A 25093-nucleotide genomic window follows, 5' to 3' on the forward strand; every position below is an offset into this window, starting at 1 on the left:
GTGACCACCCCGCACGTCGTGACCACCCCGTACGTCGCGGAGACCACGGCCGAGCTGGCCCGGGTCCGGGCGCGGCTGCCCGGGCCCGTCGCGCTCGTCCCGACCATGGGGGCGCTGCACGAGGGCCACCGGACGCTGGTGCGCGCCGCCCGCGAGCGCGCCGGCAGCGTCGTCGTCTCCGTCTTCGTCAACCCGACCCAGTTCGGCCCCGGCGAGGACTTCGACCGCTATCCCCGCACCTGGGACGCCGACCTCGCCGCGCTGGCCGAGGAGGGCGCCGACGTCGTCTTCCACCCGCCGGTCGAGGAGGTCTACCCGACCGGTGCCCTGGGGGTGACGGTCGACCCGGGGCCGCTCGGTGGGGTGCTGGAGGGTGCGGTCCGGCCCGGCCACTTCGCCGGCGTCCTGACCGTCGTCGCCAAGCTGTTCGGGCTCACCCGGCCCGACCTGGCGTTCTTCGGCGAGAAGGACTACCAGCAGCTGACCCTCATCCGGGCCATGGCGCGGGAGCTGGCGCTGGGTCTGGAGGTCGTCGGCGTCCCGACCGTCCGGGAGGACGACGGCATGGCGCTGTCCTCCCGGAACCGCTACCTGAGCCCGGAACAGCGGGCCACCGCCGCCGCGTTGTCCCGGGCGCTGCGCGCCGGTGCCGCGGCCGGTCCGGAGGGTGCCGACGCCGTCCTCGGCGCCGCCCGCGCGGTGCTGGCCACCGCCCCGGAGCTCGTCCCGGACTACCTCGAGCTCACCGATCCCGACCTCGGCCCGGCGCCCGCCGCCGGTCCGGCCCGCCTGCTGGTCGCCGCCCGCGCCGGCACCACCCGACTCCTCGACAACACCGCTGTCCGACTGGGGGACCCGTCATGATGCGCACGATGCTCAAGTCCAAGATCCACCGCGCGACGGTCACCCAGGCCGATCTGCACTACGTGGGCTCGGTGACGATCGACGAGGACCTGCTCGACGCCGCCGACCTGCTGCCGGGTGAGCAGGTCGCGATCGTCGACATCACCAACGGCGCGCGGCTGGAGACCTACGTCATCCCCGGTGAGCGGGGCAGCGGTGTGATCGGAATCAACGGCGCGGCCGCGCACCTGGTCCACCCCGGCGACCTGGTCATCATGATCAGCTACGGGATGATGGACGAGACCGAGGCCAAGAGCCACATCCCGAGGGTCGTGCACGTCGACGGCGCCAACCGCATCGTCGAGCTCGGCGGCGATCCGTCGGCGCCGGTGCCCGGCGCGGCCGAGCAGAGGCGCAGCGACCTCGGCGTCCCGGTTCGGTGACGTCCCTGGCGGCCGACTCGATCACCGGGCTGCCGGTTCGCCTGGCGGCGCCGGCGCCGGGCTGGGAACTCGCCGCCGACGTCTGTGTCGTGGGCTCGGGGATCGCCGGGCTGTGCGTCGCGCTGCACGCGCGAGCCGCCGGGCTGTCGGTCGCCGTCGTCACCAAGGTGCGGGTGGACGCCGGGTCCACCCGCTGGGCGCAGGGCGGGATCGCCGCCGTGCTCGACCCCGCCGACAGCCCCGAGGCGCATGCCCGGGACACCGAGGTCGCCGGCGTCGGGCTGTGCGAGCCGGCCGCGGTCGACGCCCTCGTGCACGAGGGGCCCGACCGGCTGCGCCAGCTGATGGACTGGGGCGCGGCCTTCGACCGGGACGCCTCCGGGCGGCTGCTGCTCACGCGCGAGGGCGGGCACTCCGCGAACCGGATCGTGCACGCCGGCGGCGACGCCACGGGCTCGGAGGTCCAGCGCGCGCTGCAGGACGCCGTCCGGGCCGACCCCGGGGTCACGCTGGTGGAGCACGCGATGGTGCTCGACCTGCTGACCGACGCCGGCGGCCGCGCGGCCGGGGTGACCCTGCACGTGCTCGGCGAGGGCTCGACGGACGGCGTCGGCGCGGTCCGTGCCCGCGCCGTCGTGCTGGCCACCGGCGGCATGGGGCAGGTCTACGCCGCCACCACCAACCCGTCGGTCTCCACCGGCGACGGCGTGGCGCTCGGCCTGCGCGCCGGCGCGGTCGCCACCGACCTGGAGTTCGTCCAGTTCCACCCGACGTCGCTGTACCTGGGCCCCGGCGCGCGCGGTCAGCAGCCGCTGGTCAGCGAGGCCCTGCGCGGCGAGGGGGCGGTGCTCCGCGACGGCGCGGGGGAGCGGTTCATGGTCGGCGTCCACCCGCTGGCCGAGCTCGCCCCGCGCGACGTCGTCGCCAAGGCCATCACCGGCGTCCAGGCGCGCGACGGCGTCCCGCACGTCTGGCTCGACGCCCGCTCCGTGCCCGACGTCGCCCGCCGGTTCCCCACGATCACCGCCAGCTGCTCGGCGGCGGGGATCGACCCGGCCACCGACCTCATCCCGGTCACCCCGGCCGCGCACTACGCCTCCGGGGGGTTGGTCACCGACCTGACCGGGCGGACGACGGTGCCCGGGCTGTACGCCTGCGGCGAGGTCGCCTGCACCGGCGTCCACGGGGCGAACCGGCTGGCGTCGAACTCGCTGCTGGAGGGGCTGGTGTTCGCGGCCCGGATCGGCGCGGAGCTCGCCACCCGGCTGCCGGGGTGGACCGAGGCGCGGAACCCCGAGGCGGTGCCGTCCGGGCTGCTGGACCCGGCCGGTCGCCGGCAGGTCAGCGACACGATGTCCGCCCGCGTCGGCGCGCTGCGCAGCGGCGCCGGCCTGGCCGGGGCGACCGAGCGGCTGGCCGCGCTCGCCGCCGGCCTGGGTGGGGTGAGACCCAACGTGGACAGCTGGGAGGCGACCGACCTGCTCACCGTCGCCAGCGCGGTGACCGCCGCGGCGTCCGCCCGCGAGGAGACCCGCGGCTGCCACTGGCGCGAGGACCACCCCGACACCGAGGAGGCGTGGCGCGTGCACCTGGACATCCGGCTCGACCCGAGGGGGCACCTGACGGTGACCCGGCGCTCCGTGGGCGCCCCCGTGGTGCAGCCGTGGTGAGCTCGCCCGGGGGTGTGGGGACCCCGCCTGCCGTGCCCGCCGACCCCCGGGACCTCACCGGCACGGGCCTGTCCGAGGCGTGGGTCGTCGAGCTGGTCGAGCGCACGCTGGCCGAGGACCTCACCGGTGGGGCGCCCCTGCCCGGGGCGCCCGACCTCGCCGTCGCCCACGACGTCACCAGCGCCGCCACCGTGCCGGCCGCCCGGTTCGGCACCGCCGACCTGGTCGCCCGCGCCGACGGCGTGGTCGCGGGCCTCCCGGTGGCCGCGCGGGTGTTCACCCGGCTGGCCCCGGGCGCCACGCTCACCGCGGGCGCCACCGACGGCGACCGGGTCCGGCGCGGGGACGTGCTCCTGACCGTCCGCGGCCCGGTGCGCGCCCTCCTGGCCGCGGAGCGCAGCGCGCTGAACATCGCCAGCCGCGCCAGCGGCATCGCGACGCTCACCCGTCGCTGGGTGGACGAGGTCGAGGGCACCGGTGCGGTCGTCCTCGACACCCGCAAGACCACGCCCGGGCTGCGCCCCCTGGAGAAGTACGCCGTCCGCTGCGGCGGCGGGTCGAACAAGCGCATGGGCCTCTACGACGTCGCAATGGTGAAGGACAACCACGTCGCCGCCGCCGGGTCGGTGGCCGCCGCCGTCGCCGCCGTCCGCGAACGGGCGCCGGGGGTCACCGTGCAGGTGGAGGTCGACGTCCCGGCGCAGGCGGTGGAGGCGGTCGAGGCCGGCGCGGACTTCCTCCTGTGCGACAACATGCCGCCCGCGGCGCTGCGCGAGGTCGTGGCCCTGGTGGCTGGGCGGGCGGAGCTGGAGGCCACCGGCGGGCTGACGCTGGAGGTGGCGCGCGAGGTGGCCGGGACCGGCGTCGACTACCTGTCGGTGGGGGGGCTGACGCACTCCGCGCCGATCCTCGACCTCGCCCTGGACCTGCGGGCCTGAGCCGTGCTGCTCACCGTCGACGTCGGCAACAGCCAGACCGTCCTCGCCACCTTCGACGGCGCCCGGCGGGTGGGCTGCTGGCGGGTGACCACCGCGCCGCGGGCCACCGCCGACGAGCTGGGGATGCTCTGGCGGGGCCTGCTGCGCGACGCCGTCGTCACCGGCGTCTGCGCCTGCTCCACGGTCCCGGCACTCCTGCCGGCGCTGCGCCAGCTGCTGGACTCCCTCGACGTGCCGGTCGTCCTCATCGGCCCCGGCGTCCGGACCGGGGTCCCGCTGCACGTGGACAACCCCCGCGAGGTCGGGGCCGACCGGGTGGTCACCGCCCTGGCCGCGCACGAGCTGTTCGGTCGCGACCCGGGGGGTGGCTCCCGGCCGGTCGTGGTCGTGGACTTCGGCACCTCCACCAACGTCGACGCCGTCGGTCCCGACGGGCAGTTCCTCGGCGGGGCGCTGGCGCCGGGCGTGGAGGTCAGCCTCGAGGCACTGGCCACCCGGGCCGCCCAGCTGCGCTCGGTCGAGCTCACCGTGCCGGCGCACGCCATCGGCAAGAACACCGTGGCGGCGCTGCAGTCCGGGCTGGTGCTGGGCTTCGCCGGCCTGGTCGACGGGCTGGTGTCCCGCATCGCCGCCGAGCTCGTCGCGCAGTTCGGGGCTGCTCCGGTCGTCGTCGCCACCGGTGGGCTGGCCCCGCTGGTGGCCGGCAGCTGCCGCACGATCGGCGAGCGGGAGCCCGACCTGACCGTCCAGGGGTTGCGGCTGGCCTTCGAACGGCAGCAGGGGGCCGGACGGCGTCCGGCGTCCCCGTAGGCTCGCTCCCCGTGAGTGAGGCACCCCCCGTGGCCGACGACGTCGACGAACTCCCCGAGCAGCTCCGGGTCCGCCGGGCCAAGCTCGACCGGCTGCGGGACGGCGGCGTGGACCCCTACCCGGTGGCCGTCGCCCGGACGACCACGCTGGCCGACGTCCGTGCCGCCCACCCGGACCTCCCACCGGACACGATGACCGGGGAGACGGTCGGCATCACCGGCCGGGTCATCTTCTCCCGCAACACCGGCAAGCTCTGCTTCGCGACGCTGCGCGAGGGGGACGCCGAGCTGCAGGTCATGCTCTCCCGCGACCGGGTGGGTGAGGAGTCCCTCGCCGCCTGGAAGTCCGACCTCGACCTCGGCGACCACGTGCTGGTCACCGGCGAGGTCGGGACGTCGCGGCGCGGCGAGCTGTCGGTGTTCGCCGACTCCTGGCAGCTGACCGCCAAGGCGCTGCGCCCGCTGCCCGTGGCGCACAAGCCGATGAGCGAGGAGCTGCGGGTCCGCCGCCGCTACGTCGACCTCATCGTGCGCGACGAGGCCCGCCGGACGGTGCGCCAGCGGGCCACGGTGATGTCCACGCTGCGCACCGGGCTCACCTCCCGCGGCTACCTCGAGGTCGAGACGCCGATGCTGCAGACGGTGCACGGCGGTGCGGCCGCGCGGCCGTTCCGGACGCACATGAACGCCTTCGACCTCGACCTGTACCTGCGCATCGCACCCGAGTTGTTCCTCAAACGCTGCATCGTCGGCGGCCTGGACCGGGTGTTCGAGATCAACCGCAACTTCCGCAACGAGGGTGCCGACAGCACCCACTCGCCGGAGTTCGCGATGCTCGAGGCATATCAGGCCTACGCCGACTACCAGGTGATGGCGACGCTCACGCGGGAACTCACCCAGGAATGCTGCGCCGCGTTGTTCGGGGACCACGTGGCGCGGCACAACGACGGCACGGAGATCGACCTGTCCGGGGAGTGGCCGCAGATCCCGCTCTACACCGCGGTGTCCGACGCCGTCGGGGAGGAGATCACCCCCGACACGCCGGTCGGGCACCTGCGGGCGATCGCCGAGCGGCACGACGTCGGCGTGGACCCGGCGTGGGTGCCCGGCAAGGTCGTCGAGGAGCTCTTCGAGGCGCTGGTGCAGGACACCCTGCAGTCGCCGACGTTCGTCATCGACTACCCCCTCGACACCTCACCGCTGACCCGGGCGCACCGGACGGCGCCCGGCCTGGCCGAGAAGTGGGACCTGTACATCGCCGGGGTGGAACGCGCCACGGCCTACTCCGAGTTGGTGGACCCTGTCGCGCAGCGGGAACGCTTCACCGCGCAGGCGGCACTGGCGGCGGCCGGCGACCCCGAGGCGATGGCTCTCGACGAGGACTTCCTCGAGGCGCTCGAGTACGGCATGCCCCCCACGGGCGGCATGGGCATGGGCATGGACCGGCTGATGATGACGCTCACCGGTCTGGGAATCCGCGAGACCATCCTGTTCCCCCTCGTGCGGCCGATTCACAGCTGAACCCGCGTGACCCGTTTCACCCCATTGTGTGCGGTGTACCGCAATTCGCGTCGAATGCACTATGGTCCTGGGCGTCGGATCCGCGCCGCCCTCTGGGGCGACAAACCGCCCCGGGAATCCGGGCGCACAGGGAGTGTGGAACAGGAATGGCTCGCAAGGTCCAGGTGATCCTCAGTGACGACCTCGACGAGAATGTTCCGGCCGACGAGACCGTGAGCTTCTCCCTCGACGGCACCAGCTACGAGATCGACCTGTCGGAGAAGAACGCCGAGGAGATGCGCGAGGCGTTCTCGCGCTACGTGCAGGCCGCCCGGAAGGTGGGCCGCGGGAGCGGGCGCGCCTCCGGTGGCGGGCGCTCCCGGGCGACGGGCGGCGGTCGGATGGACCGGGAGCAGGCCGGTGCGATCCGCGACTGGGCCCGCAAGAACGGCCACGCGGTGAGCGACCGCGGCCGCATCCCGGCCAGCGTCGTCGAGGCCTACGAGGCCGCGCACTGAAGGAGGCCCCGTGCAGGGCCCCGGCACTCGCAGGCTCGTGCCGGGGCCCTGCACGGGGGCCGCTCCAGCACGTCACCAGGCCCGGTTCCCCGCCTCGGGGAGCCGGGCCGTCGTCGTGTCGCCGGGTGCGAGCCGGTCCCCGCGTGAGCAGGGCCGAAGGTCCCTGGGGCGAGGCAAACGGAACTGTCACGATTCGGATGTGGACCACGGTTCGGCGCCGGCGACGCCCATGGGCGACCGGGAGCCGGCACTCCCCTGGGCGGGCGCCCTCCCGCAGGCACCCTCCTTCACCGCGACCGTGGACCAGCGCACGGGTGTCATCCGCACCCGCGGCCACCTGGACGCGCTCGCCGCCGACCTCCTGGTCGGCAGCGTCGTCGCCCTGCAGCGGCTGGGGCACCGGCGGATCACCGTCCGGATCGGCCCACAGGCGACGATCGACGACGATGCGCGGGGTGTGCTCGCCGACCTCGACGGCCGGCTCTCGGCGGACGGCGTCCGGCTCGCCGTCGAGTGAACCCGCGCGTCTCCGTGGGCGTCCGCTCAGGGCGTAACGGGACCGGAACACCGCCCGGGCACCATCGGTTGGACCGTGCAGTCCCTCTCCACCGCCCCGGCCGCGTGCCGACGGAGGAGCGGGGTCCGCGACTACAGTGGAAAGACCGGTGCCCCCGCGCGCCGACGGACGTCGGGTGCTCCTCTCCATCACGGGGAGGGCAGTGCCGGACCAGCCGGTCAGAGGAGAAGCAGCAGATGTTCGAACGGTTCACCGACCGAGCCCGCCGCGTGGTCGTCCTGGCCCAGGAAGAGGCCCGGATGCTCAACCACAACTACATCGGCACCGAGCACATCCTCCTGGGCCTGATCCACGAGGGTGAGGGCGTCGCTGCCAAGGCTCTCGAGTCCCTGGGCATCTCGCTGGAGGGTGTCCGCCAGCAGGTGGAGGAGATCATCGGGCAGGGTCAGCAGGCCCCGTCCGGGCACATCCCCTTCACCCCGCGGGCCAAGAAGGTGCTCGAGCTGTCCCTGCGCGAGGCGCTGCAGCTCGGCCACAACTACATCGGCACCGAGCACATCCTGCTCGGCCTGATCCGCGAGGGCGAGGGCGTCGCCGCCCAGGTCCTCGTGAAGCTGGGCGCCGACCTCAACCGCGTCCGCCAGCAGGTCATCCAGCTGCTCTCCGGCTACCAGGGCAAGGAGCCGGCCGCGGCCGGTGGCCCGGCCGAGGGCACCCCGTCGACCTCGCTGGTGCTCGACCAGTTCGGCCGCAACCTGACCCAGGCCGCGCGCGACTCCAAGCTCGACCCGGTCATCGGGCGGGCCAAGGAGATCGAGCGGGTCATGCAGGTCCTCTCGCGCCGGACCAAGAACAACCCCGTCCTCATCGGTGAGCCCGGCGTCGGCAAGACCGCCGTCGTCGAGGGTCTGGCCCAGGCCATCGTCAAGGGCGAGGTGCCCGAGACGCTGAAGGACAAGCAGCTCTACACGCTGGACCTCGGCGCGCTCGTCGCCGGTTCCCGCTACCGCGGTGACTTCGAGGAGCGGCTGAAGAAGGTCCTCAAGGAGATCCGCACCCGCGGCGACATCATCCTGTTCATCGACGAGATCCACACCCTCGTCGGGGCCGGTGCCGCGGAGGGCGCGATCGACGCCGCCAGCATCCTCAAGCCGATGCTGGCCCGCGGTGAGCTGCAGACCATCGGCGCCACCACGCTGGACGAGTACCGCAAGCACCTGGAGAAGGACGCCGCGCTCGAGCGCCGCTTCCAGCCGATCCAGGTGGGCGAGCCCACGCTCACCCACACGATCGAGATCCTCAAGGGCCTGCGCGACCGCTACGAGGCGCACCACCGGATCAGCATCACCGACGGCGCCCTGGTCGCTGCCGCGACGCTGGCCGACCGGTACATCTCCGACCGCTTCCTGCCGGACAAGGCGATCGACCTGATCGACGAGGCCGGTGCCCGGATGCGGATCAAGCGGATGACCGCCCCGCCGGACCTGCGCGAGTTCGACGACCGGATCGCGGCCATCCGCCGCGAGAAGGAGTCGGCGATCGACGCCCAGGACTTCGAGAAGGCCGCGTCGCTGCGCGACAAGGAGAAGACCCTCCTGGCCGAGAAGTCCGAGCGCGAGAAGCAGTGGAAGGCCGGTGACATGGACGTCGTCGCCGAGGTCGACGACGAGCAGATCGCCGAGGTCCTCGCCAACTGGACCGGGATCCCCGTCTTCAAGCTGACGGAGGAGGAGACCACCCGACTCCTGCGCATGGAGGAGGAGCTCCACAAGCGGATCATCGGCCAGGAAGAGGCCATCAAGAGCGTCAGCCAGGCCATCCGGCGCACGCGGGCGGGCCTCAAGGACCCCCGCCGTCCCGGTGGTTCCTTCATCTTCGCCGGCCCGTCGGGTGTCGGTAAGACGGAGCTGGCGAAGGCGCTGGCGCAGTTCCTGTTCGGTGAGGACGACGCGCTCATCCAGATCGACATGGGTGAGTTCCACGACCGCTTCACCGTCTCGCGTCTCGTCGGTGCCCCTCCCGGCTACGTCGGGTACGACGAGGGTGGCCAGCTGACCGAGAAGGTGCGGCGCAAGCCGTTCTCGGTGGTCCTCTTCGACGAGATCGAGAAGGCGCACGCGGACGTGTTCAACACGCTCCTGCAGGTGCTGGAGGACGGCCGGCTCACCGATGGTCAGGGCCGGATCGTGGACTTCAAGAACACGATCCTGATCCTCACGACCAACCTCGGTACGCGGGACATCTCCAAGGCCGTGGGGCTGGGCTTCCAGGTCGGCAACGACACCCAGTCCAACTACGAGCGCATGAAGCTGAAGGTCAACGAGGAGCTCAAGCAGCACTTCCGGCCGGAGTTCCTCAACCGGATCGACGACATCGTCGTGTTCCACCAGCTGACCGAGGACGAGATCATCGAGATCGTCGACCTCATGGCCTCCCGCGTGGAGAGCCAGCTGGCGAACAAGGACATGGCGCTCGAGATCACCCCGGCGGCCAAGAAGCTGCTGGCGCACCGTGGCTTCGACCCGGTGCTGGGTGCCCGGCCGCTGCGCCGGACCATCCAGCGCGAGATCGAGGACGCGTTGTCGGAGAAGATCCTCTACGGGGAGCTGACCGCCGGTCAGATCATCGTGGTGGACGTCGAGGGCGAGGGCGCTGACGCGAAGTTCACCTTCCGCGGCGAGACCAAGCCGATCGACCTCCCCGACACCCCGCCGGTCGCGCTGTCCGGTGGCGACGAGGAGGGTCCCGCGGCCGCCAAGGCCGAGTGATCCTCCGGTGAGCCGCACGAAGGGGCCGCCTCCCCGACAGGGAGGCGGCCCCTTCGTCGTCCAGGCGATGACCAGGGACCCTGGTCGTGGCTGCGGCCGCGCGGCCTGGGCTCAGGCGGGGAGGCGGAAGCGGCCGTCCGGCGTCTGCTCGACCAGACCGTCGACCAGCAGCGAGTCCAGGCACCGGGACCGTTGCACCGCATCGGCCCATGCCTCGTCGAGCAGAGGTGCCGGCACCGGCCCCTCAGCGGCCCGCAGGACGTCGAGCAGGCGGCCGCGCACCTGACGATCCGTCCCGGCGAACTTCTGCACCCTCCGCGCCGGTCCGTCCGGCGCCGGACAGCCGGCCAGCCGCCACGCGCAGACCTCACGGACCGGGCAGGCCGCACACCGCGGCGTGCGGGCGACGCAGACCAGTGCCCCCAGCTCCATGACTGCCACCGAGAAGCGCACCGCCCGTTCCGGTTCCGCGGGCGCGAGCGCCGCGACGTCGGCGAGGTCGGAGGTCCGGGCGGTCCCGGCCTCGGCGCGGCCGTGCACCAGCCGGGCCACCACCCGGCGCACGTTGGTGTCGACCACCGGCTGGGGCTGTCCGTGCCCGAAGCAGGCGACGGCACGGGCGGTGTACGTGCCGATGCCCGGGAGCGCCTCCAGGGCCGCCACATCGGCCGGGACCGCCCCCTGGTGCCGCTCGACGAGGGCGACGGCCGTCTCCCGCAGCCGCAGCGCCCGCCGCGGGTAACCGAGCTTCCCCCACGCACGGATGACCTCCGCCGGGGAGACGGCGGCCAGGGCGGCGGGGGACGGCCAGCGGGCCATCCACTCCCGCCAGACCGGCTCGACCCGCGCCACCGGCGTCTGCTGGAGCATCACCTCGCTGACGAGGACCGCCCACGGGTCGACGTCCGGACCGCGCCAGGGCAGGTCGCGGGCGGCGGTCTCGGACCAGTCGAGGAGGACCTCGCCGACGTCGTCGCCCGACACCGGGGAGGGGCTGGGCGAGCTGTCCACGGGGACCCAGTGTGCCGCCTGCCAGGGACGGCGTGCCGACCCTGGTCGGTCCACGCGGGCGCACTACCGTTCTCGGCGTGTTGCACCCGGTCGGCCCCCTGTCCTCGGCGGTCTACTGGCGGCGCCGCCTGCTGGTCCTGGCGCTGGTCGTCGCCGTGCTCGGCGGCGGCGGGTGGCTGGTCGCGGCGGCGGTCAGCGGCGGTTCGGGCAGCGCGTCGGCCGCCGCGCCGCGGACCGGGACGGCGGCGGATCCCACCGACCCGCCGGCCCTCGAGCAGGTGGTGCCGTCCCTGGCCAGCGTGCGGACGCCGACGCCGCCCGCACCCGCTCCGGAGAGCCCGGCGCCGGAGCAGGCCGAGCCCGCACCGGCCGACGTGCCTGCGGCGCCCACCCCGGGCGGGCCGTGCGGCGACGACATGATCGCCCTGGAGGTGCGCAGCCCCGGTAGCGCAGCGGCAGGCGGGCAGCCCACCTTCGACCTGGTGGTCACCAACGTGTCCGCCGTCCCGTGCGTACGCACGCTGGACAAGGAACTGCAGGAGATCGTGCTGTTCGACGGGGCGGGCACCCGGCTGTGGGGGAGCAACGACTGCTTCCCGGAGGCGAGCGACGACACCCGCACGCTCGCGCCGGGGGAGTCGGTGGCGTTCCCGCTGGTGTGGGGCGGCCGCACCAGCGAGCCGGGTTGCGCCGCCGAGCGCACCGTCCTGGGGGCGGGCCAGTACGTGCTGCGCGGCCGGCTGGACACCAAGGCCAGCGGCGACGCCCCGTTCGCCGTCGTCTGAACGCGTCGCCGGTCGTCAGCGAGCCAGCGACGAGGACGGTGGCCCCTTGCAGGGGCCCGTCGCGGGCGTGCGAGCGGCGGGGGGAGGGGCCGCTCTCAGCTGTAGCGGTCGAGGATCGAGGTCTCGGCCAGACGCGACAGCCCCTCGCGGATGCCCCGGGCGCGAGCCTCGCCGACGCCCTCGACGGCCAGGAGGTCCTCTATCGTGGCCGCCAGCAGCTTCTGCAGGCCGCCGAAGTGGTCCACGAGGCGATCGATGATGCCGGCGGGCAGCCGCGGCACGCGGGCCAGCAGCCGAAAACCACGGGGGCTGACGGGGGAGTCGAGTGCCTCCGCCGACGTGGGCAGGCCGTAGCACCGGGCGACGGCGGAGAGGTCGAGCAGCTCCGTCGCCGACAGAGCCCGCAGGTCGGTGAGCACCTGCTCGATCGTCCGCGGCCGCCGGGCGTCGCCGGGCAGGTAGTCGCGCACCAGGAGGCCGCGGTCCTCCTCGACGCCGGCGAGCATCTCGTCCAGCTGCAGCGCCAGCAGCCGCCCGTCGGTGCCGAGCTCGACGACGAAGCCCTCGATCTCGTCGGCGATCCGGCGGACCATCTCCAGCCGCTGGCTGACGCTCATCGCGTCCCGGACGGTGACGAGGTCCTCGATCTCGAGGGCGGACAGCGTGCTGGCCACCTCGTCGAGCCGCAGCTTGTACCGCTCGAGCGCGGCCAGGGCCTGGTTGGCGCGGGCCAGGATCGTCGTCGGGTGCTCGAGGGTGTAGCGCCGGCCGGCCACGTAGACGCTGATGATGTGCATCGACTGGCTGACCGAGATCACCGGGAAACCGGTCTGGATGGCGACCCGCTCGGCGGTGCGGTGCCGGGTGCCGGACTCCTCGGTGGGCACGGTGGGGTCGGGCATCAGGTGCACCCCGGCGCGGACGATCCGCGAGCCGTCGTAGGAGACGATCACCGCGCCGTCCATCTTGGCCAGCTCCCGCAGCCGGGTGGCGGAGAGGGCGACGTCGAGGGCGAACCCGCCGGTGCAGATCGACTCCACCACGCGGTCGTAGCCGAGCACGATGAGCGCACCGGTCCGCCCGGCCAGGATCCGCTCCAGGCCGTCACGCAGTGCGGTGCCGGGAGCGATGCGACCGAGCAGTTCCCGGAGCGCGACCTCGGGATCCACAGCGGCGGGCACGAGCGCTCCTGACGTTCGGTGTAGTGGCGGCTGAGTCTACGTGGCACGACCGTATCGGCCGAAGATGGTGACCTTCATCACCGGTTCCGGGGACGGCCGTCCCCGGCTGGGTGCGGTCAGAAGAAGCGGGTGAACGCGGCCCCCAGGTCGGGGACCTCCACCAGCCGCATACCGCGGGGGGCCGGGCCGGCGTCCTCGGGCACCAGCGCCACCCGGTAGCCCTGGCGCGCTGCCTCGGCCAGCCGGCGTGAGGTGCCGCCCACCCGTCGGATCTCGCCGGAGAGCCCAACCTCCCCGACGGCGACCAGGCCCTGCGGCAGGGGGGTGTCCTTGGCGGCCGAGGCGATCGCCAGCGCCAGCGCGAGGTCGGCGGCCGGCTCGGCGATGCGCACACCGCCGACGGAGGCGGCGAAGACGTCGGCGTCGGCGAGCCTCACCCCCCCGCGGCGCTCCACCACGGCGTTGACCATCGCCACCCGCTGGCTGTCCAGGCCGCTGACCGCGCGCCGCGGTGAGCCGCCGCCCCCGGAGCCGGCGACGAGGGCCTGCACCTCGGCCAGCAGCGGGCGGCTGCCCTCCATGGTGACCGTGACGCAGCTGCCCGGTACCGGGGCGGCCCGCCGGGAGACGAACAGGTGGGACGGGTCGGGGACGCCGATCACCCCGCCGTCGCCGATCTCGAAGCAGCCGATCTCGTCGGCCGGGCCGAACCGGTTCTTGGCGGCCCGGATCAGCCGCAGGGTGGAGTGCCGTTCGCCGTCGAAGGAGATGACGACGTCGACGAGGTGCTCGAGGGCGCGGGGACCGGCGATCGCACCGTCCTTGGTGACGTGGCCGACCAGGATCGTCGTCATCCCGCGGCTCTTGGCGACGCCGGTGAGCGCGCTGGCGACCGCGCGGACCTGGGTGGCGCCGCCGTCGGTGCCGTCGACGGCGGGGGAGCGCACCGTCTGGACGCTGTCGAGGACCAGCAGCGACGGCGCGACCTGCTCCACGTGTGCGAGGACCGCGGACAGCTCCGTCTCGGCGGCGAGGTAGAGGCGGTCGTGCAGGGCGCCGATGCGCTCGGCGCGCAACCGGACCTGCGCCGCGGACTCCTCGCCCGAGACGACCAGTGCGGGCCCGTTCGAGGCGGCCACCCGGTGGGCGACCTCCAGCAGCAGCGTGGACTTGCCCACTCCCGGCTCGCCGGCGACGAGCAGCACCGCGCCCGGCACCAGCCCGCCGCCGAGGACGCGGTCGAACTCCTCGATGCCGGTCGGGACGGCGCGCGCCCCGCCCGGCTCGACCTGGGCGATCGGGACGGCCGGCGCGGTCACCGGCCCGGCCGACACGGCGCGCAGCGGCGAGGCCGGGACGCCGACCTCCTGCAGGGAGCCCCAGGCCTGGCACTCGGGGCAGCGGCCGACCCACTTGGCCGAGGCGTAGCCGCACTCGGTGCAGCGGTGGGCGGGCCGGGCGGACTTCACTCCTGCAGGCACACGGCGACGCTAGCCGCCGGGTGCGACAGTTCCCGGCAGCCCGGGGAGGGAGTCGGACTCAGCCGCCGGACTCGGGGTTGCCCCCGCCGGCGACCTCGGTGTCCTGCTCCTCGGACCCCTCCTCGGTGTGGAAGTCGAAGCCCTCCTCGCGCGGCAGCACCCGGCCGGGGTTGGCCACCAGCGCGCGGGCGGTGATCTCGCCGGCCTCCTCGAAGGTGAGGGTCAGCTCGATGCTCTGGCCGGCCGTCAGCTCCTCGGTCAGGTCGGCGAGTTCGACGGTGAGGTCGCTGTTGCCGCCGACGAAGACGGTGGTGCCGGCCGCGACGGGGATGTCGACCTGCGAGCCGGCCGTCGGTGTCGCGGGGGTGGCCGTGGCGGGGGCGTCGACCTGCGAGCCGGCCGTCGGTGTCGCGGGGGTGGCCGTGGCGGGGGCGTCGGTGCCCGGCGCCGCCGAGGGGGAGCTCGGCACCGCGGGTGACGGGGTGGCCTGGCCGCTGACGAGCACGCCGTCGAAGCCCTCGCCCTCGATGCCGACCAGGGTGTCGTCCACGTTCCCGGTGTTGACGATCGCCATCGACAGCCCGGCGTCGTCACCGGCCTCGTAGCGACCGTCGTCGGGGTGCTCGACGGTGATCGCGCGCAGGGTGATGGGGCCGAGCTCGGCCTCGGCGCCGACCTTGTCCCGGTTCTGCGTGGCGGTCTGGCTCACCTGACCGGCGCCGCACGCGGTCAGCGCGATCGGGCTGAGGAGCAGGGCACCCATCGTGGCGGCGCGCAGTGCGCGGTTCACAGCCGTCGACCTCCAGGGACGTGCCGGCCACCGCACGTCGATGGCCCGAGTCGCGCCGAGCCTAACGCCCGCCCCGGGGGGCCCGCCCGGAGGGAAGCGGTGCCGTGGCGCGGCACCAGGACCGGTGCCGCGCCCGCCGACACCTGTTCGGGTGACGACGGTCCAGGTCGCCCGCCCGGCTGCCGATCAGGAGGAGACGGTGGACGGCGACAGGAGGTCGTGTGCGGACGGGACTGCCGTTCGACGAGGTCCTGGTCGCGGCCCAGGCCGGGGCCGCGTGGGCCTTCGAGGTGCTCTACCGGGACCTCGCGCCGGCGGTGACCGGCTACCTGCGCCTGCACGGCGCGGCCGAACCCGACGACCTGGCCAGCGAGACCTTCATCGGGGTCCTGACCGGACTGGCGGGGTTCCGCGGGGACGAGGACGCCCTGCGGGCGTGGGTCTTCACCATCGCCCACCGGCGGCTGGTCGACGACTGGCGGCGCCGGGGTCGCCGTCCACAGCTGTCCGACGACGACGCGCTGCTCGGCGAGCTCGGCGGAGGCGACGCCGAGGACGACGCCATGGCCCGCATCGGCGCCACGGACGTCCACCGGCTCTGCGGCACCCTCCCGGCCGACCAGCGGGCCGTGCTGCTCCTCCGGGTCCTCGGGGACCTCACGGTCGACCAGGTGGCGCAGGTGCTCGGCCGCTCCGCGGGGTCGGTCAAGGCGCTGCAGCGCCGCGGACTCCGCAGCCTGCGCGTCGCCCTCGAGTGCACTCCACCCGGACGAGTGACCCCTGGCGCGCACCCTTCCGCGGCCCTCCGGCGATGACGAGGACGAGATGACCATCCCAGCCGACGCCCGAGCCGCCGAGGAGGCCTTCGAGGCCTGCCTCGCCGGCCGCCCGGTGGCCGACGGCGCCTCCGGCCTGGCCGCGTTCACCGACGCGGTCCGGGCGGGCGCCACCGCGCCGGGGCGGCCGAACGCGGCCCTGGCCGAGCTGCTGGCGACCGGTCTGCTCACCCCCACCCAGGAACCGTCCCGCGGGACGGCCGGGCACCCCGCCCGGACCTCACGGAAGAGGCCACGCATGTTGCTCACCACCCTCGTCGCAAAGATCGCCTCGGCCGGCGCCCTCGCCAAGGCGGCCGCCGGCACCGGCGCCGTCGTCGTCGCCCTCACCGGCGCCGGCACCGCCGGCGTCCTGCCCGATCCGGTGCAGGACGCCGTCTCCGGCGCCGTCGAGACGATGACCGGCGCTGACCTGCCCGACTCCGGTGACGCCACCCAGGGAACCGGCGACGCCGACGCGCCGGGAACGGCCGACCCGGCCGACGAGACCCCCGTCGAGGACGGCGTCACCGTCGACCCGGTCATCGACGACGGCTCCGGCACGGAGGGCGGCGACGGGACGACCGACCCCGCCGACCCCGGGACGGAGCCGGTGGACGAGCCGGTGACCGAGCCGGCCGACCCCGCCATCGAGGCGCCGGAGCCCACCGAGCCCACGGAGGGCACGGTCGGCAAGGCCCACCCGGACAACCACGGCGCGACGGTGAGCCAGCAGGCGCACGAGCGCAACGCGGCCCGCAAGGCGGCGCACGACCAGCGCAAGGCCGAGCAGAAGGCCGGCCGGGACGCCGCTCCGGCCCCGGCCCCGGCCCCGGCCCCGGCTCCGGCTCCGGCTCCGGCCCCGGCTCCGGCCCCGGCTCCGGCTCCGGCTCCGGCTCCGGCTCCGGCTCCGGCTCCCGTCGAGGAGGCGGTGCCCGTCACCTCGCAGCAGTCGGTCCCCGTCGAGCAGCCCGCCCCGGGCAACGGCAACGGCAACGGCAGCGGCAACGGGAACGGGAACGGGCACGGCCGGAAGTGACGCGGCGGGTGGGGCCGCGATCAGGTGACCGCGGCCCCACCGGCAAGCAGGAGGACGACGTCCAGGACGGTCAGCAGCATGACCGCCGGGAACGCCAGCCGGCGGAACCGGGCGCTGCCCGCGAGGGCGGCGACCGCGACGGCGGGCACCGCGAGCGCCAGCCCCACCCAGGCGGCCGTGGTGGGTGGACCCTCGGGGGCCAGGACGAGGACCAGGGAGGCGCCGCCCAGCAGGAGCGCGCCGAGGACGGCGGAGACGCGGGCGCCCAGCCGGTGGGGGAGCCCCCGCACGCCGGTCGCCAGGTCGTCCTCGATGTCGGGCGCGACGTTGGCCAGGTGCGCGGCCGCACCGAGCGCGCCGCCGGCGGCGACCAGCCACCACGGCGCCGTCGGGCCTCCGGGCGCCGCGGCGACGACGCCTGCCGGCAGCGCACCGAACCCGGTCACGTAGGGCACGACCGAGACGGTGGTGCGCTTGAGGCCGGCGTTGTAGGCCCAGCCGCTGGCGACCAGGACCAGCAGCAGCAGGCCGGGCACGAGGCCGAGGAACAGCGACAGGACGACGGCCGTGGCGGCCGCGCCCAGGGCCAGCGAGCGCAGCAGCGAGGGGGCGACCTCACCCTGCACGACCGGCTTGTCGGCGCGGGCCACGGCGCGGTCGCGGTCGGCGTCGAGCCAGTCGTTGCTCCAGCCGATGGAGGCCTGACCTGCGAGGACCGCCGCGCCCACCAGCAGGACCCGGCCCGGAGGCGCGCCGGCGGCGACGGCGAGGAGGGTCGCCACGACGGTCACGGCGGCGGCCGGTCCGGGGTGGGTGGCGAGCACCAGGGCGCGGCCGGTGACCCTGGGCCGGGCGGGATCCGCAGGCACATCGACCATGCTGCTGTCAACCCCTCCCGGGTAGTTCACGAGGCCGCTGACCTGCGGGTTTACGAATCTCGGCCGTCCCCTTCGTCAGTTTGCCGTGGTAACCTGTTGACAGCGAAAGGGGTCACACACACATGGGCTTCACTGTCGGCGAGACCGTTGTCTACCCGCACCACGGTGCCGCGCTCATCGAGGCGATCGAGAAGCGGGTCATCAAGGGTGAAGAGAAGGCCTACCTCGTGCTCAAGGTCGCCCAGGGCGACCTCACCGTGCGCGTGCCGGCCGACAACGCAGAGATCGTCGGCGTCCGTGACGTCGTCGGTCAGGAGGGGCTGAACAGGGTCTTCGAGGTCCTGCGTGCCCCGCACACCGAGGAGCCGACCAACTGGTCGCGGCGTTACAAGGCCAACCTCGAGAAGCTCGCCTCCGGTGACGTCAACAAGGTCGCCGAGGTCGTCCGCGACCTGTGGCGCCGCGACAAGGACCGCGGCCTCTCCGCCGGTGAGAAGCGCATGCTCTCCAAGGCGCGCCAGATCCTGGTCAGCGAGCTCGCGCTCGCCGAGGGCACCAACGAGGACAAGGCCGAGGTCCTGCTCGACGAGGTCCTCGCCAGCTGAGCTCGGCTCGGCTCACTCCCCGCACGTCCCAGACCACTCCCGTGCACGCCGTCGGCATCGTCGCAGCGGCCGGGAGTGGTCTGCGTCTGGGGGCAGATCGGCCGAAGGCGCTGGTCCCGCTCGGCGGGCGCGCGCTGGTCTGCTGGGCCGTGGACACCCTGCGCGACGCGGGCGTGGCCGACGTCGTCGTCGCCGTACCGGCCCCGGAACGGGGGGCCTTCGCGGCCGTGCTGCCGGCGGACGTGCGGCTGGTCGTCGGCGGCCCCACCCGGACCGCGTCGGTCCGGGCCGCCCTCGCGGCGGCCCCCGACCGGTCCGACGCCGTGCTCGTGCACGACGCGGCGCGCCCGCTGACGCCGCCCGACGTCGTCCGGCGGGTGCTCGATGCCCTCGCCCACGGCGCCGCGGCGGTGGTGCCGGTCCTCCCCGTGGTCGACACCACCGTCACCGTGGACGGCGACGGCGTGCTCACCGGCGCCGTGCCCCGGGAGACGCTCCGCCGGGTGCAGACGCCGCAGGGCTTCGCGCGGGCCGTCCTCGCCGACGCCTACGCGGCGCTGCCCGACGACGCCGAGTTCACCGACGACGCCGCCGTGGTGCGTGCCGCCGGCACCCCGGTCGCCACGGTGGCCGGTGACGAGCGGGCGGGGAAGGTGACCGTCGCCCACGATCTGGCGCTGGCGGAGCTCCAGGTGGCCGGGTGAGCACCGCCCTGCCGCGGGTCGGCCTCGGGGTCGACGTCCACCCGATCGAGGCCGGCCGGTCCTGCTGGCTGGCCGGGCTGGAGTGGCCGGGTGTCGACGGCTGCGCCGGCCACTCCGACGGCGACGTCGTCGCCCACGCCCTGACCGATGCGGTGCTGTCGGCCGCGGGGTTGGGCGACATCGGGGGGCTGCTCGGCACCGACGACCCGCGCTGGGCCAACGCGCGCGGCGCGGCGGTGCTCGAGCACGTGCGCGCGACCCTGAGAGCGGCCGGCTGGCGGGTGGGCAACGCCGCCGTGCAGCTGATCGGGAACACCCCCAGGGTCGGTCCGCGCCGGGCCGAGGCGGAGGGGGTGCTGTCGACGGCCCTGGGCGCCCCGGTCAGCGTCACCGCCACCACCACCGACGGCCTGGGGCTCACCGGCCGGGGGGAGGGGCGGGCGGCGCTGGCAACCGCGCTCGTCGTCCGGGCGGACGCCGGACCGAGCTGAGCGCCGCGGCTCCGTGGACTCCGCGCAGAGCTGGTGCTGTGCTCCGTAGACTCCGCGCGGTGAGCCTCCGCCTGTACGACACGGCCGCACGCGCGGTCCGCGACTTCACGCCCCTGCGTGCGGGCCAGGCCTCCATGTACGTCTGCGGGCTCACCCCGCAGGGCCCGCCGCACGTGGGGCACGTGCGGTCCGCGCTGGTCTTCGACGTGCTGCGCCGCTGGCTCACCGCCGGCGGGCTCGAGGTCACCTACGTCCGCAACGTCACCGACATCGAGGACAAGATCCTCACCAGGGCCGCCGAGCACGGCGTGCCGTGGTGGGCGTGGGCGTACCGCTACGAGCTGGCGGTCACCCACGCCTACGACGCCCTCGGCGTGCTGCCGCCCACCTACGAGCCGCGGGCCACCGGGCACATCCCCGACATGGTGGCGCTGATCGAGCGGCTCATCGAGCGCGGCCACGCCTACGCCGTCGGCGGCGACGTCTACTTCGACGTCCGCAGCTTCCCCGGCTACGGCGAGCTGACCCGGCAGACGCTGCGCGACCTCCAGCCGGCCGCCGACACCGAGACCGACGAGCGCAAACGCGATCCCCGCGACTTCGCGCTGTGGAAGGCCGCCAAGCCCGGCGAGCCGGAGACGGCCGCCTGGCCGACCCCGTGGGGCCGTGGCCGGCCGGGCTGGCACATCGAGTGCTCCGCGATGGCCGAACGCTATCTGGGTGCCGAATTCGACGTCCACGGCGGCGGGCTGGACCTGCGCTTCCCCCACCACGAGAACGAGCGCGCCCAGTCGATGGCCGCCGGCGACGATTTCGCTCAGTACTGGCTGCACCACGGCTGGGTCACCCTCGGCGGCGAGAAGATGAGCAAGTCGCTGGGCAACACCGCGCAGGTCGACGAGGTGGTCAAGCGGGTGCGGCCGGTGGAGCTGCGCTACTACCTGGTCGCCCCGCACTACCGGTCGACGATCGAGTTCACCGACGCAGCACTCGCCGAGGCCGGTGCGGCCTACCGGCGGCTGGAGACGTTCGTGCGGCGGGCGGCCGAGCGGGTGGGGGAGGATGCCGGCAAGCCCGAGCTGGTCCCGGAGTTCCGCGCCGCGCTGGACGACGACCTCGGCACCCCGGCCGCGGTCGCCGCCGTCCACGAGGCGGTCCGGCAGGGCAACACCGCGCTGGCCGACGGGCAGGACGACGCCGTGGCCGCCGCACTCGGGTCGGTGCGCGCGATGCTGGCCGTGCTGGGTCTGGACCCGCTCGACCCACACTGGTCCACCGGCGGGAGCGACGACCGGCTGACCGAGGTCACCGGCGGACTGGTGGGGCTGGCGCTGGAGCAGCGCCAGGCCGCCCGCGCGCGCCGGGACTACGCGGCCGCCGATGCCATCCGCGACCAGCTCACCGCCCTCGGCGTGCAGGTCGAGGACACCCCGAACGGACCCCGATGGGAGCTGAGCCGCTGATGGCCGGCAACAGTCAGCGACGAGGCCGCAGCAGCGGTGCCGGCAAGAAGACGGCCACTGCCGGCACCGGCGGGAAGAACCGCCGGGCGCTGGCCGGGCGCGGCGCGACACCGCCGGCCGAGGCCCGCACCGGGCACCCGGCGCAGCGGCGCGCGCAGGCCGACGCGCGGCGCCGGGCCGAGCGTGACCGCAGCCGACAGCGTGCCGAGGAGAGCCCGGAGCTGCTGCTCGGCCGCAACCCGGTCGTCGAGGCCCTGCGGGCGCAGATCCCCGCGACGGCTCTGTACGTGGTCACCGGCGACACCACGCGGGGCGCCCTGGACGAGCGGATCGCCGAGGCGATCGCGCTCGCCGGCGACCGCGGGCTGCCGCTGCTCGAGGTCGGCAAGGCCGAGTTCGACCGGATGTCCAACGGGGCGCTGCACCAGGGCATCGGCCTGCAGGTGCCGCCGTACCAGTACGCGCACCCGGAGGACCTGCTCGACCTCGCCCGCGACTCGGGCCGGCCGCCGCTGATCGTGGCGATGGACGGCGTCACCGACCCGCGCAACCTGGGGGCCGTGGTCCGGTCCGCGGCGGCGTTCGACGCGCACGGCGTCGTCGTGCCGCAGCGCCGGTCGGTCGGTATGACGGCCTCGGCGTGGCGGACCAGCGCGGGTGCCGCCGCGCGGCTGCCGGTCGCGCGCGCGGTCAACCTGGCCCGCGCACTCGCCTCCTACCAGGACGCCGGGCTGATGACCGTCGGCCTGGCAGGGGACGGCGACGTCGACGTGCACGAGTTCGACGGCTTCGCCGACCCGGTGGCGCTGGTGGTGGGGGCCGAGGGGACGGGCCTGTCGCGCCTGGTGCGGGAGCGCTGCGACGTCGTCGTCCGCATCCCGATCGCCCGCGACACCGAGTCGCTCAACGTCAGCGTCGCCGCCGGGATCGCCCTCTACGCGGCGGCGTCGGCCCGGCGGTGACACTGACGGCCCACCGGACGGCACCGCAGTCAGGTGCCGTCCCCCTGGTGCGCTGAGCCCCACCGCCACCTCGTCGCGGATCCCTCCGGGGGTCCACGCCTCACGACAGCAGTTGGGCGACGGTGTAGATCACCAGGCCGGCCAGGCCGCCGACCACGGTGCCGTTGACGCGGATCCACTGCAGGTCCCGGCCGACCTGCAGCTCGATGCGGCGGCTGGTCTCCTCGGTGTCCCAGCGCGCGACGGTGCCGCCGACCAGGTCGGCCAGATCGCCGGCGAACCGCTCGACCAGGTAGCCCGCGACGGTGTGCGCGCGCCGCTGGACCAGCTCCCGCACCGTGGGGTCGGTCTGCAGCAGCCGCGCGCCGTCCCGGATGAGCTCGGTGACCCGGGTCCGCAGGACCGACTCCGGGTCCGCGGCGGCGGCCAGGACGGCGTTCTTCAGGTTGCTCCACAGCGACCCCGACCAGGTCCGGACGGCGGGGTGCTCGAGCAGCTCCTTCTTCAGTTCCTCGATGCGGCCCGCGGTGGCCGGGTCGGTGCGCAGCGCGTGCACGTAGGCCCGCAGCCGGGCGTCGTAGTCCCGACGCAGCTCGTGCCGGGGGTCCTGGCCGACCTCCTCCAGGAACCCCTGCACGGCGGAGAAGACCCGGTCGAACACCCGGTCGTCCACCCAGTCGGGCACCCACGCCGGGGAGGCGTCGCCCAGCTGGGCGCGGAACACGACCCGGTTGTCCTCGAGGAAGCGGGTCAGCCCCCGCAGCGCGGCCGAGAGCACCTCCTGGTGGCGGTCGCCGTCGACCACGAGCTCCAGCGCGCGGGCGACGACCGGGGCCGCGGGGGTGGCGTGCAGCTTGCGGTCGACGAGGGCGGCGACGGCCGGCTGCAGGTCCTCGTCCTTGATCAGGTCGGCGACGGAGTGCAGCAGGGCCGAGGCGTCCCCGGCCAGCCGCTCCGCCCGCCCCGGGGCGGCGAGGAAGGCACCGAGCCGGCCGGGCACGTCGACCGTGGTCAGCTTCTCCTCGATCACCGCGCGGGTCAGGAAGTTCTCCTGGACGAAGGTGCCCAGGCTGGCGCCGATCTGGTCCTTCTTGCGCGGGATGATCGCCGTGTGCGGGATCGGCAGCCGCAACGGGTGCCGGAACAGCGCGGTGACGGCGAACCAGTCGGCCAGCGCACCGACCATCGAGGCCTCGGCCGTCGCCCGGACGTACCCGACCCACGCCCCGGTCTCCGGCCCCAGCAGCACGCAGATGACGAAGACGACCGCGGCGGCGGCGAAGAGCCCGGTGGCCAGCCGCTTCATGCGGGCGAGGTCACGCGCCCGCTCCGGGTCGTCGAGCGAGGTGGCGAGGGGCGCGGTCGGGCGGGGTGCCGGCACCCCGCCGAGCCTAGGCACCCCGCCGCCGCCCCCGCTCGTGGGCAGGTCAGCCGTTCGTGCTGCCGAGGGCGACGTCGACCTGGTCGGTGGCCTGGCCGCGGCGCACCGTGAGGGTCACCTCGTCGCCGGGCGTCGCGCTGCGGACCGCGGCGGTCAGCTCGGTCGAGGTCGTCACCACCCGGTCGCCGACGGCGGTGACGACGTCGCCGGCCTGCAGTCCGGCGTCGGCCGCCGGGGTGCCGGGCTCCACGCGCACCACCTGCGCGCCGGTGCCGATCTCGCTGTTGTCGCCGGCGGCCGCAGTCTGCGCGCTGACGCCGAGATAGGTCGTCTGCGCGGAGCCGTTCTCGATGATCTCCTCGGCGATCCGCTGGGCGGTGTTGCCGGGGATGGCGAAGCCGACGCCGATGCTGCCGCTCTCGGACTGGCCGCCGGGGCCCCCGGCGGCCACCGTGGCGATCGCGGTGTTGATGCCGATGACCTCGCCGGCGCCGTCGACCAGCGCGCCGCCGGAGTTGCCGGGGTTGATGGCGGCGTCGGTCTGCAGTGCGTCGATCACCGTCGCGTCGCCCTCGGTGGAGCCGGTGGCCACGGCCCGTCCGGTGGCGCTGATGATGCCGTCGGTCACGGTGTCCGACAGGCCCAGCGGCGCGCCGATGGCCACCGCCAGGTCCCCGACCTGGACGTCGTCGGAGTCGGCGAACGTCGCGGGGGTGAGGCCGCTGGGGTCGTCCACCTCGAGCACCGCGAGGTCGTAGACGGCGTTGGTGCCGACGACGGTCGCGTCGTGCAGCGTGCCGTCGGAGGTGCGCACCGAGACGGTGGCCCCCTCACCGGCCCCGTCGAGGGAGACCACGTGGTTGTTGGTGACCACGTAGCCGTCGTCGGTGAGCACGACCCCCGAGCCGCTGCCGGAGCCCGACGAGCCGGTCACGTAGACGGTGACCACGCTGGGCGCCGCCTTGGCCGCGGCCGCGGTCACCGAGGTGGCCGTCTCCGGGTTGGTGATCGTGACGTTCTGCGCGGCGACCGACCCACCGCCCCCGTCCGACCCGTCCGCGAGGACGGCGACGCCGGCGCCGGCCCCGCCGCCGATCAGGGCGCCGGCCAGCAGCCCGGCGACGCCCATCCGCCACCGGCCGGAGCGCTGACCCGGTCGTGGGGCGGGGGCGGCGGGGAACGGGGTGGTGCCGGGCAGGCCCGGTCCTCCGGGCGCGCCGGGGGTCCCGGGCTGCCCGGCGGCCGGGTACCCGGCGGCGTGGTACCCGGCAGCGGTGTACCCGGCGCCCGGCTGTGGCGCCGTCGGGGCACCCGGGCCACCGACGGGGTGCGCGCCGGTCGGGGCGGGTGCTCCGGGCGCGCCCGGCTGTCCCTCGGACGGCTGGCCGGGGAGCGGCTGCTGCCACGCCGACGGGGGTGCCCAGGTGCCGGGCGCCGGGCGGGGGGTGCCGTGCTCACTCACTGTCCGAGTCCTCCTCACGAGCAGCGGTCCGCTGCCCTC

Annotated in this window: 24 protein-coding genes; 17 read left to right on the forward strand and 7 right to left on the reverse strand. The window is 74.8% G+C overall.

What is annotated here, in order from left to right; translation table 11 throughout:
• The 9 genes from panC to CRP39_RS13365 all read left to right on the forward strand — a co-directional run bounded on the left by panC (position 1) and on the right by CRP39_RS13365 (position 10006).
• Positions 1 to 864 carry a pantoate--beta-alanine ligase gene (gene panC, locus CRP39_RS13325; protein WP_245853840.1) on the forward strand — a complete coding sequence of 288 codons (864 nt, stop codon included), beginning with the start codon at positions 1 to 3 and terminating at the stop codon, positions 862 to 864.
• A gap of 8 nt (positions 865 to 872) precedes the next feature.
• Positions 873 to 1286, forward strand: a complete 414-nt coding sequence (gene panD / locus CRP39_RS13330) for an aspartate 1-decarboxylase (protein WP_281253772.1) — start codon at positions 873 to 875, stop codon at positions 1284 to 1286.
• Complete coding sequence (locus CRP39_RS13335; protein WP_097206854.1) at positions 1283 to 2956, forward strand: L-aspartate oxidase; 1674 nt, start codon at positions 1283 to 1285, stop codon at positions 2954 to 2956. Before panD ends, CRP39_RS13335 begins: the two co-directional genes overlap by 4 nt.
• A 32-nt stretch (positions 2957 to 2988) precedes the next feature.
• Positions 2989 to 3894 (forward strand): carboxylating nicotinate-nucleotide diphosphorylase, encoded by a 906-nt coding sequence (gene nadC / locus CRP39_RS13340; RefSeq protein ID WP_245853841.1) that lies wholly within the window; start codon positions 2989 to 2991, stop codon positions 3892 to 3894.
• A 3-nt stretch (positions 3895 to 3897) separates the two neighbouring features.
• Positions 3898 to 4704, forward strand: coding sequence for a type III pantothenate kinase (locus CRP39_RS13345; protein ID WP_097206855.1), 807 nt, complete (start codon positions 3898 to 3900; stop codon positions 4702 to 4704).
• A gap of 11 nt (positions 4705 to 4715) precedes the next feature.
• The gene (gene lysS / locus CRP39_RS13350) at positions 4716 to 6224 is read left to right on the forward strand and encodes a lysine--tRNA ligase (RefSeq protein ID WP_097206856.1); all 1509 of its coding nucleotides are present in this window, start codon (positions 4716 to 4718) and stop codon (positions 6222 to 6224) included.
• 146 nt (positions 6225 to 6370) lie between these two features.
• Positions 6371 to 6721, forward strand: coding sequence for a histone-like nucleoid-structuring protein Lsr2 (locus tag CRP39_RS13355; protein WP_097206857.1), 351 nt, complete (start codon positions 6371 to 6373; stop codon positions 6719 to 6721).
• A 199-nt stretch (positions 6722 to 6920) separates the two neighbouring features.
• On the forward strand, positions 6921 to 7238 hold the full coding sequence (locus CRP39_RS13360; protein ID WP_097206858.1) for a hypothetical protein: 318 nt from the start codon (positions 6921 to 6923) through the stop codon (positions 7236 to 7238).
• A gap of 236 nt (positions 7239 to 7474) precedes the next feature.
• On the forward strand, positions 7475 to 10006 hold the full coding sequence (locus tag CRP39_RS13365; protein ID WP_097206859.1) for an ATP-dependent Clp protease ATP-binding subunit: 2532 nt from the start codon (positions 7475 to 7477) through the stop codon (positions 10004 to 10006).
• Between the two features lie 111 nt (positions 10007 to 10117).
• Here the strand turns inward: CRP39_RS13365 and CRP39_RS13370 are convergent, their stop codons facing one another.
• The gene (locus tag CRP39_RS13370) at positions 10118 to 11017 is read right to left on the reverse strand and encodes an HhH-GPD family protein (RefSeq protein WP_097206860.1); all 900 of its coding nucleotides are present in this window, start codon (positions 11015 to 11017) and stop codon (positions 10118 to 10120) included.
• A gap of 77 nt (positions 11018 to 11094) precedes the next feature.
• Between CRP39_RS13370 and CRP39_RS13375 the strand changes: the two genes are divergently transcribed.
• Positions 11095 to 11802 (forward strand): MucR family transcriptional regulator, encoded by a 708-nt coding sequence (locus tag CRP39_RS13375; RefSeq protein ID WP_097206861.1) that lies wholly within the window; start codon positions 11095 to 11097, stop codon positions 11800 to 11802.
• Between the two features lie 95 nt (positions 11803 to 11897).
• Here the strand turns inward: CRP39_RS13375 and disA are convergent, their stop codons facing one another.
• From disA to CRP39_RS13390, 3 genes are all read right to left on the reverse strand, one after another.
• Positions 11898 to 12983 (reverse strand): DNA integrity scanning diadenylate cyclase DisA, encoded by a 1086-nt coding sequence (gene disA, locus CRP39_RS13380; RefSeq protein WP_097206862.1) that lies wholly within the window; start codon positions 12981 to 12983, stop codon positions 11898 to 11900.
• Positions 12984 to 13099: 116 nt separating this feature from the next.
• The gene (radA, locus tag CRP39_RS13385; RefSeq protein ID WP_097206863.1) at positions 13100 to 14464 is read right to left on the reverse strand and encodes a DNA repair protein RadA; all 1365 of its coding nucleotides are present in this window, start codon (positions 14462 to 14464) and stop codon (positions 13100 to 13102) included.
• Positions 14465 to 14522: 58 nt separating this feature from the next.
• The gene (locus CRP39_RS13390; protein ID WP_097206864.1) at positions 14523 to 15254 is read right to left on the reverse strand and encodes a copper chaperone PCu(A)C domain-containing protein; all 732 of its coding nucleotides are present in this window, start codon (positions 15252 to 15254) and stop codon (positions 14523 to 14525) included.
• A gap of 221 nt (positions 15255 to 15475) precedes the next feature.
• Between CRP39_RS13390 and CRP39_RS13395 the strand changes: the two genes are divergently transcribed.
• The gene (locus tag CRP39_RS13395) at positions 15476 to 16069 is read left to right on the forward strand and encodes an RNA polymerase sigma factor (protein WP_172442431.1); all 594 of its coding nucleotides are present in this window, start codon (positions 15476 to 15478) and stop codon (positions 16067 to 16069) included.
• Positions 16070 to 16079: 10 nt separating this feature from the next.
• On the forward strand, positions 16080 to 17108 hold the full coding sequence (locus CRP39_RS27215; protein ID WP_097206866.1) for an ICP22 family protein: 1029 nt from the start codon (positions 16080 to 16082) through the stop codon (positions 17106 to 17108).
• Positions 17109 to 17128: 20 nt separating this feature from the next.
• On the opposite strand, the gene CRP39_RS13405 is transcribed toward CRP39_RS27215, so the two are convergent.
• Positions 17129 to 17977, reverse strand: a complete 849-nt coding sequence (locus CRP39_RS13405) for a UbiA family prenyltransferase (RefSeq protein ID WP_245853842.1) — start codon at positions 17975 to 17977, stop codon at positions 17129 to 17131.
• Between the two features lie 131 nt (positions 17978 to 18108).
• On the opposite strand from CRP39_RS13405, the gene CRP39_RS13410 reads away from it, so the two are divergent.
• The 5 genes from CRP39_RS13410 to rlmB are packed head-to-tail and all read left to right on the forward strand — an operon-like array spanning position 18109 to position 22211.
• Complete coding sequence (locus tag CRP39_RS13410) at positions 18109 to 18591, forward strand: CarD family transcriptional regulator (protein WP_097206868.1); 483 nt, start codon at positions 18109 to 18111, stop codon at positions 18589 to 18591.
• A 41-nt stretch (positions 18592 to 18632) separates the two neighbouring features.
• Entirely contained in the window at positions 18633 to 19295 is a 663-nt protein-coding gene (ispD, locus tag CRP39_RS13415) for a 2-C-methyl-D-erythritol 4-phosphate cytidylyltransferase (protein ID WP_097206869.1), read from the forward strand.
• Positions 19292 to 19786 (forward strand): 2-C-methyl-D-erythritol 2,4-cyclodiphosphate synthase, encoded by a 495-nt coding sequence (ispF, locus tag CRP39_RS13420; RefSeq protein WP_097206870.1) that lies wholly within the window; start codon positions 19292 to 19294, stop codon positions 19784 to 19786. Before ispD ends, ispF begins: the two co-directional genes overlap by 4 nt.
• Before the next feature lie 59 nt (positions 19787 to 19845).
• Positions 19846 to 21249: a cysteine--tRNA ligase gene (cysS, locus tag CRP39_RS13425; RefSeq protein WP_097206871.1), complete on the forward strand. Its 1404-nt coding sequence runs from the start codon at positions 19846 to 19848 to the stop codon at positions 21247 to 21249.
• The gene (gene rlmB, locus CRP39_RS13430; RefSeq protein ID WP_097207033.1) at positions 21249 to 22211 is read left to right on the forward strand and encodes a 23S rRNA (guanosine(2251)-2'-O)-methyltransferase RlmB; all 963 of its coding nucleotides are present in this window, start codon (positions 21249 to 21251) and stop codon (positions 22209 to 22211) included. Before cysS ends, rlmB begins: the two co-directional genes overlap by 1 nt.
• Before the next feature lie 100 nt (positions 22212 to 22311).
• Here the strand turns inward: rlmB and CRP39_RS13435 are convergent, their stop codons facing one another.
• Both CRP39_RS13435 and CRP39_RS13440 read right to left on the reverse strand, forming a co-directional pair.
• A complete protein-coding gene (locus CRP39_RS13435; RefSeq protein ID WP_097206872.1) occupies positions 22312 to 23592 on the reverse strand; it encodes a DUF445 domain-containing protein in 1281 nt (426 codons plus the stop codon).
• A 46-nt stretch (positions 23593 to 23638) separates the two neighbouring features.
• Positions 23639 to 25054, reverse strand: a complete 1416-nt coding sequence (locus tag CRP39_RS13440; RefSeq protein ID WP_281253773.1) for a S1C family serine protease — start codon at positions 25052 to 25054, stop codon at positions 23639 to 23641.
• Positions 25055 to 25093: the final 39 nt, after the last annotated feature.

The sequence above is a fragment of the Geodermatophilus sabuli genome (assembly GCF_900215145.1).
Lineage (GTDB): Bacteria > Actinomycetota > Actinomycetes > Mycobacteriales > Geodermatophilaceae > Geodermatophilus > Geodermatophilus sabuli.

Coding starts and splice junctions, on each gene's coding strand:
- panD (WP_281253772.1), top strand. CDS start 873: ATGCTCAAGTCCAAGATCCACCGCGCGACGGTCACCCAGGCCGATCTG.
- CRP39_RS13355 (WP_097206857.1), top strand. CDS start 6,371: ATGGCTCGCAAGGTCCAGGTGATCCTCAGTGACGACCTCGACGAGAAT.
- CRP39_RS13365 (WP_097206859.1), top strand. CDS start 7,475: ATGTTCGAACGGTTCACCGACCGAGCCCGCCGCGTGGTCGTCCTGGCC.
- CRP39_RS27215 (WP_097206866.1), top strand. CDS start 16,080: ATGACCATCCCAGCCGACGCCCGAGCCGCCGAGGAGGCCTTCGAGGCC.
- CRP39_RS13410 (WP_097206868.1), top strand. CDS start 18,109: ATGGGCTTCACTGTCGGCGAGACCGTTGTCTACCCGCACCACGGTGCC.
- rlmB (WP_097207033.1), top strand. CDS start 21,249: ATGGCCGGCAACAGTCAGCGACGAGGCCGCAGCAGCGGTGCCGGCAAG.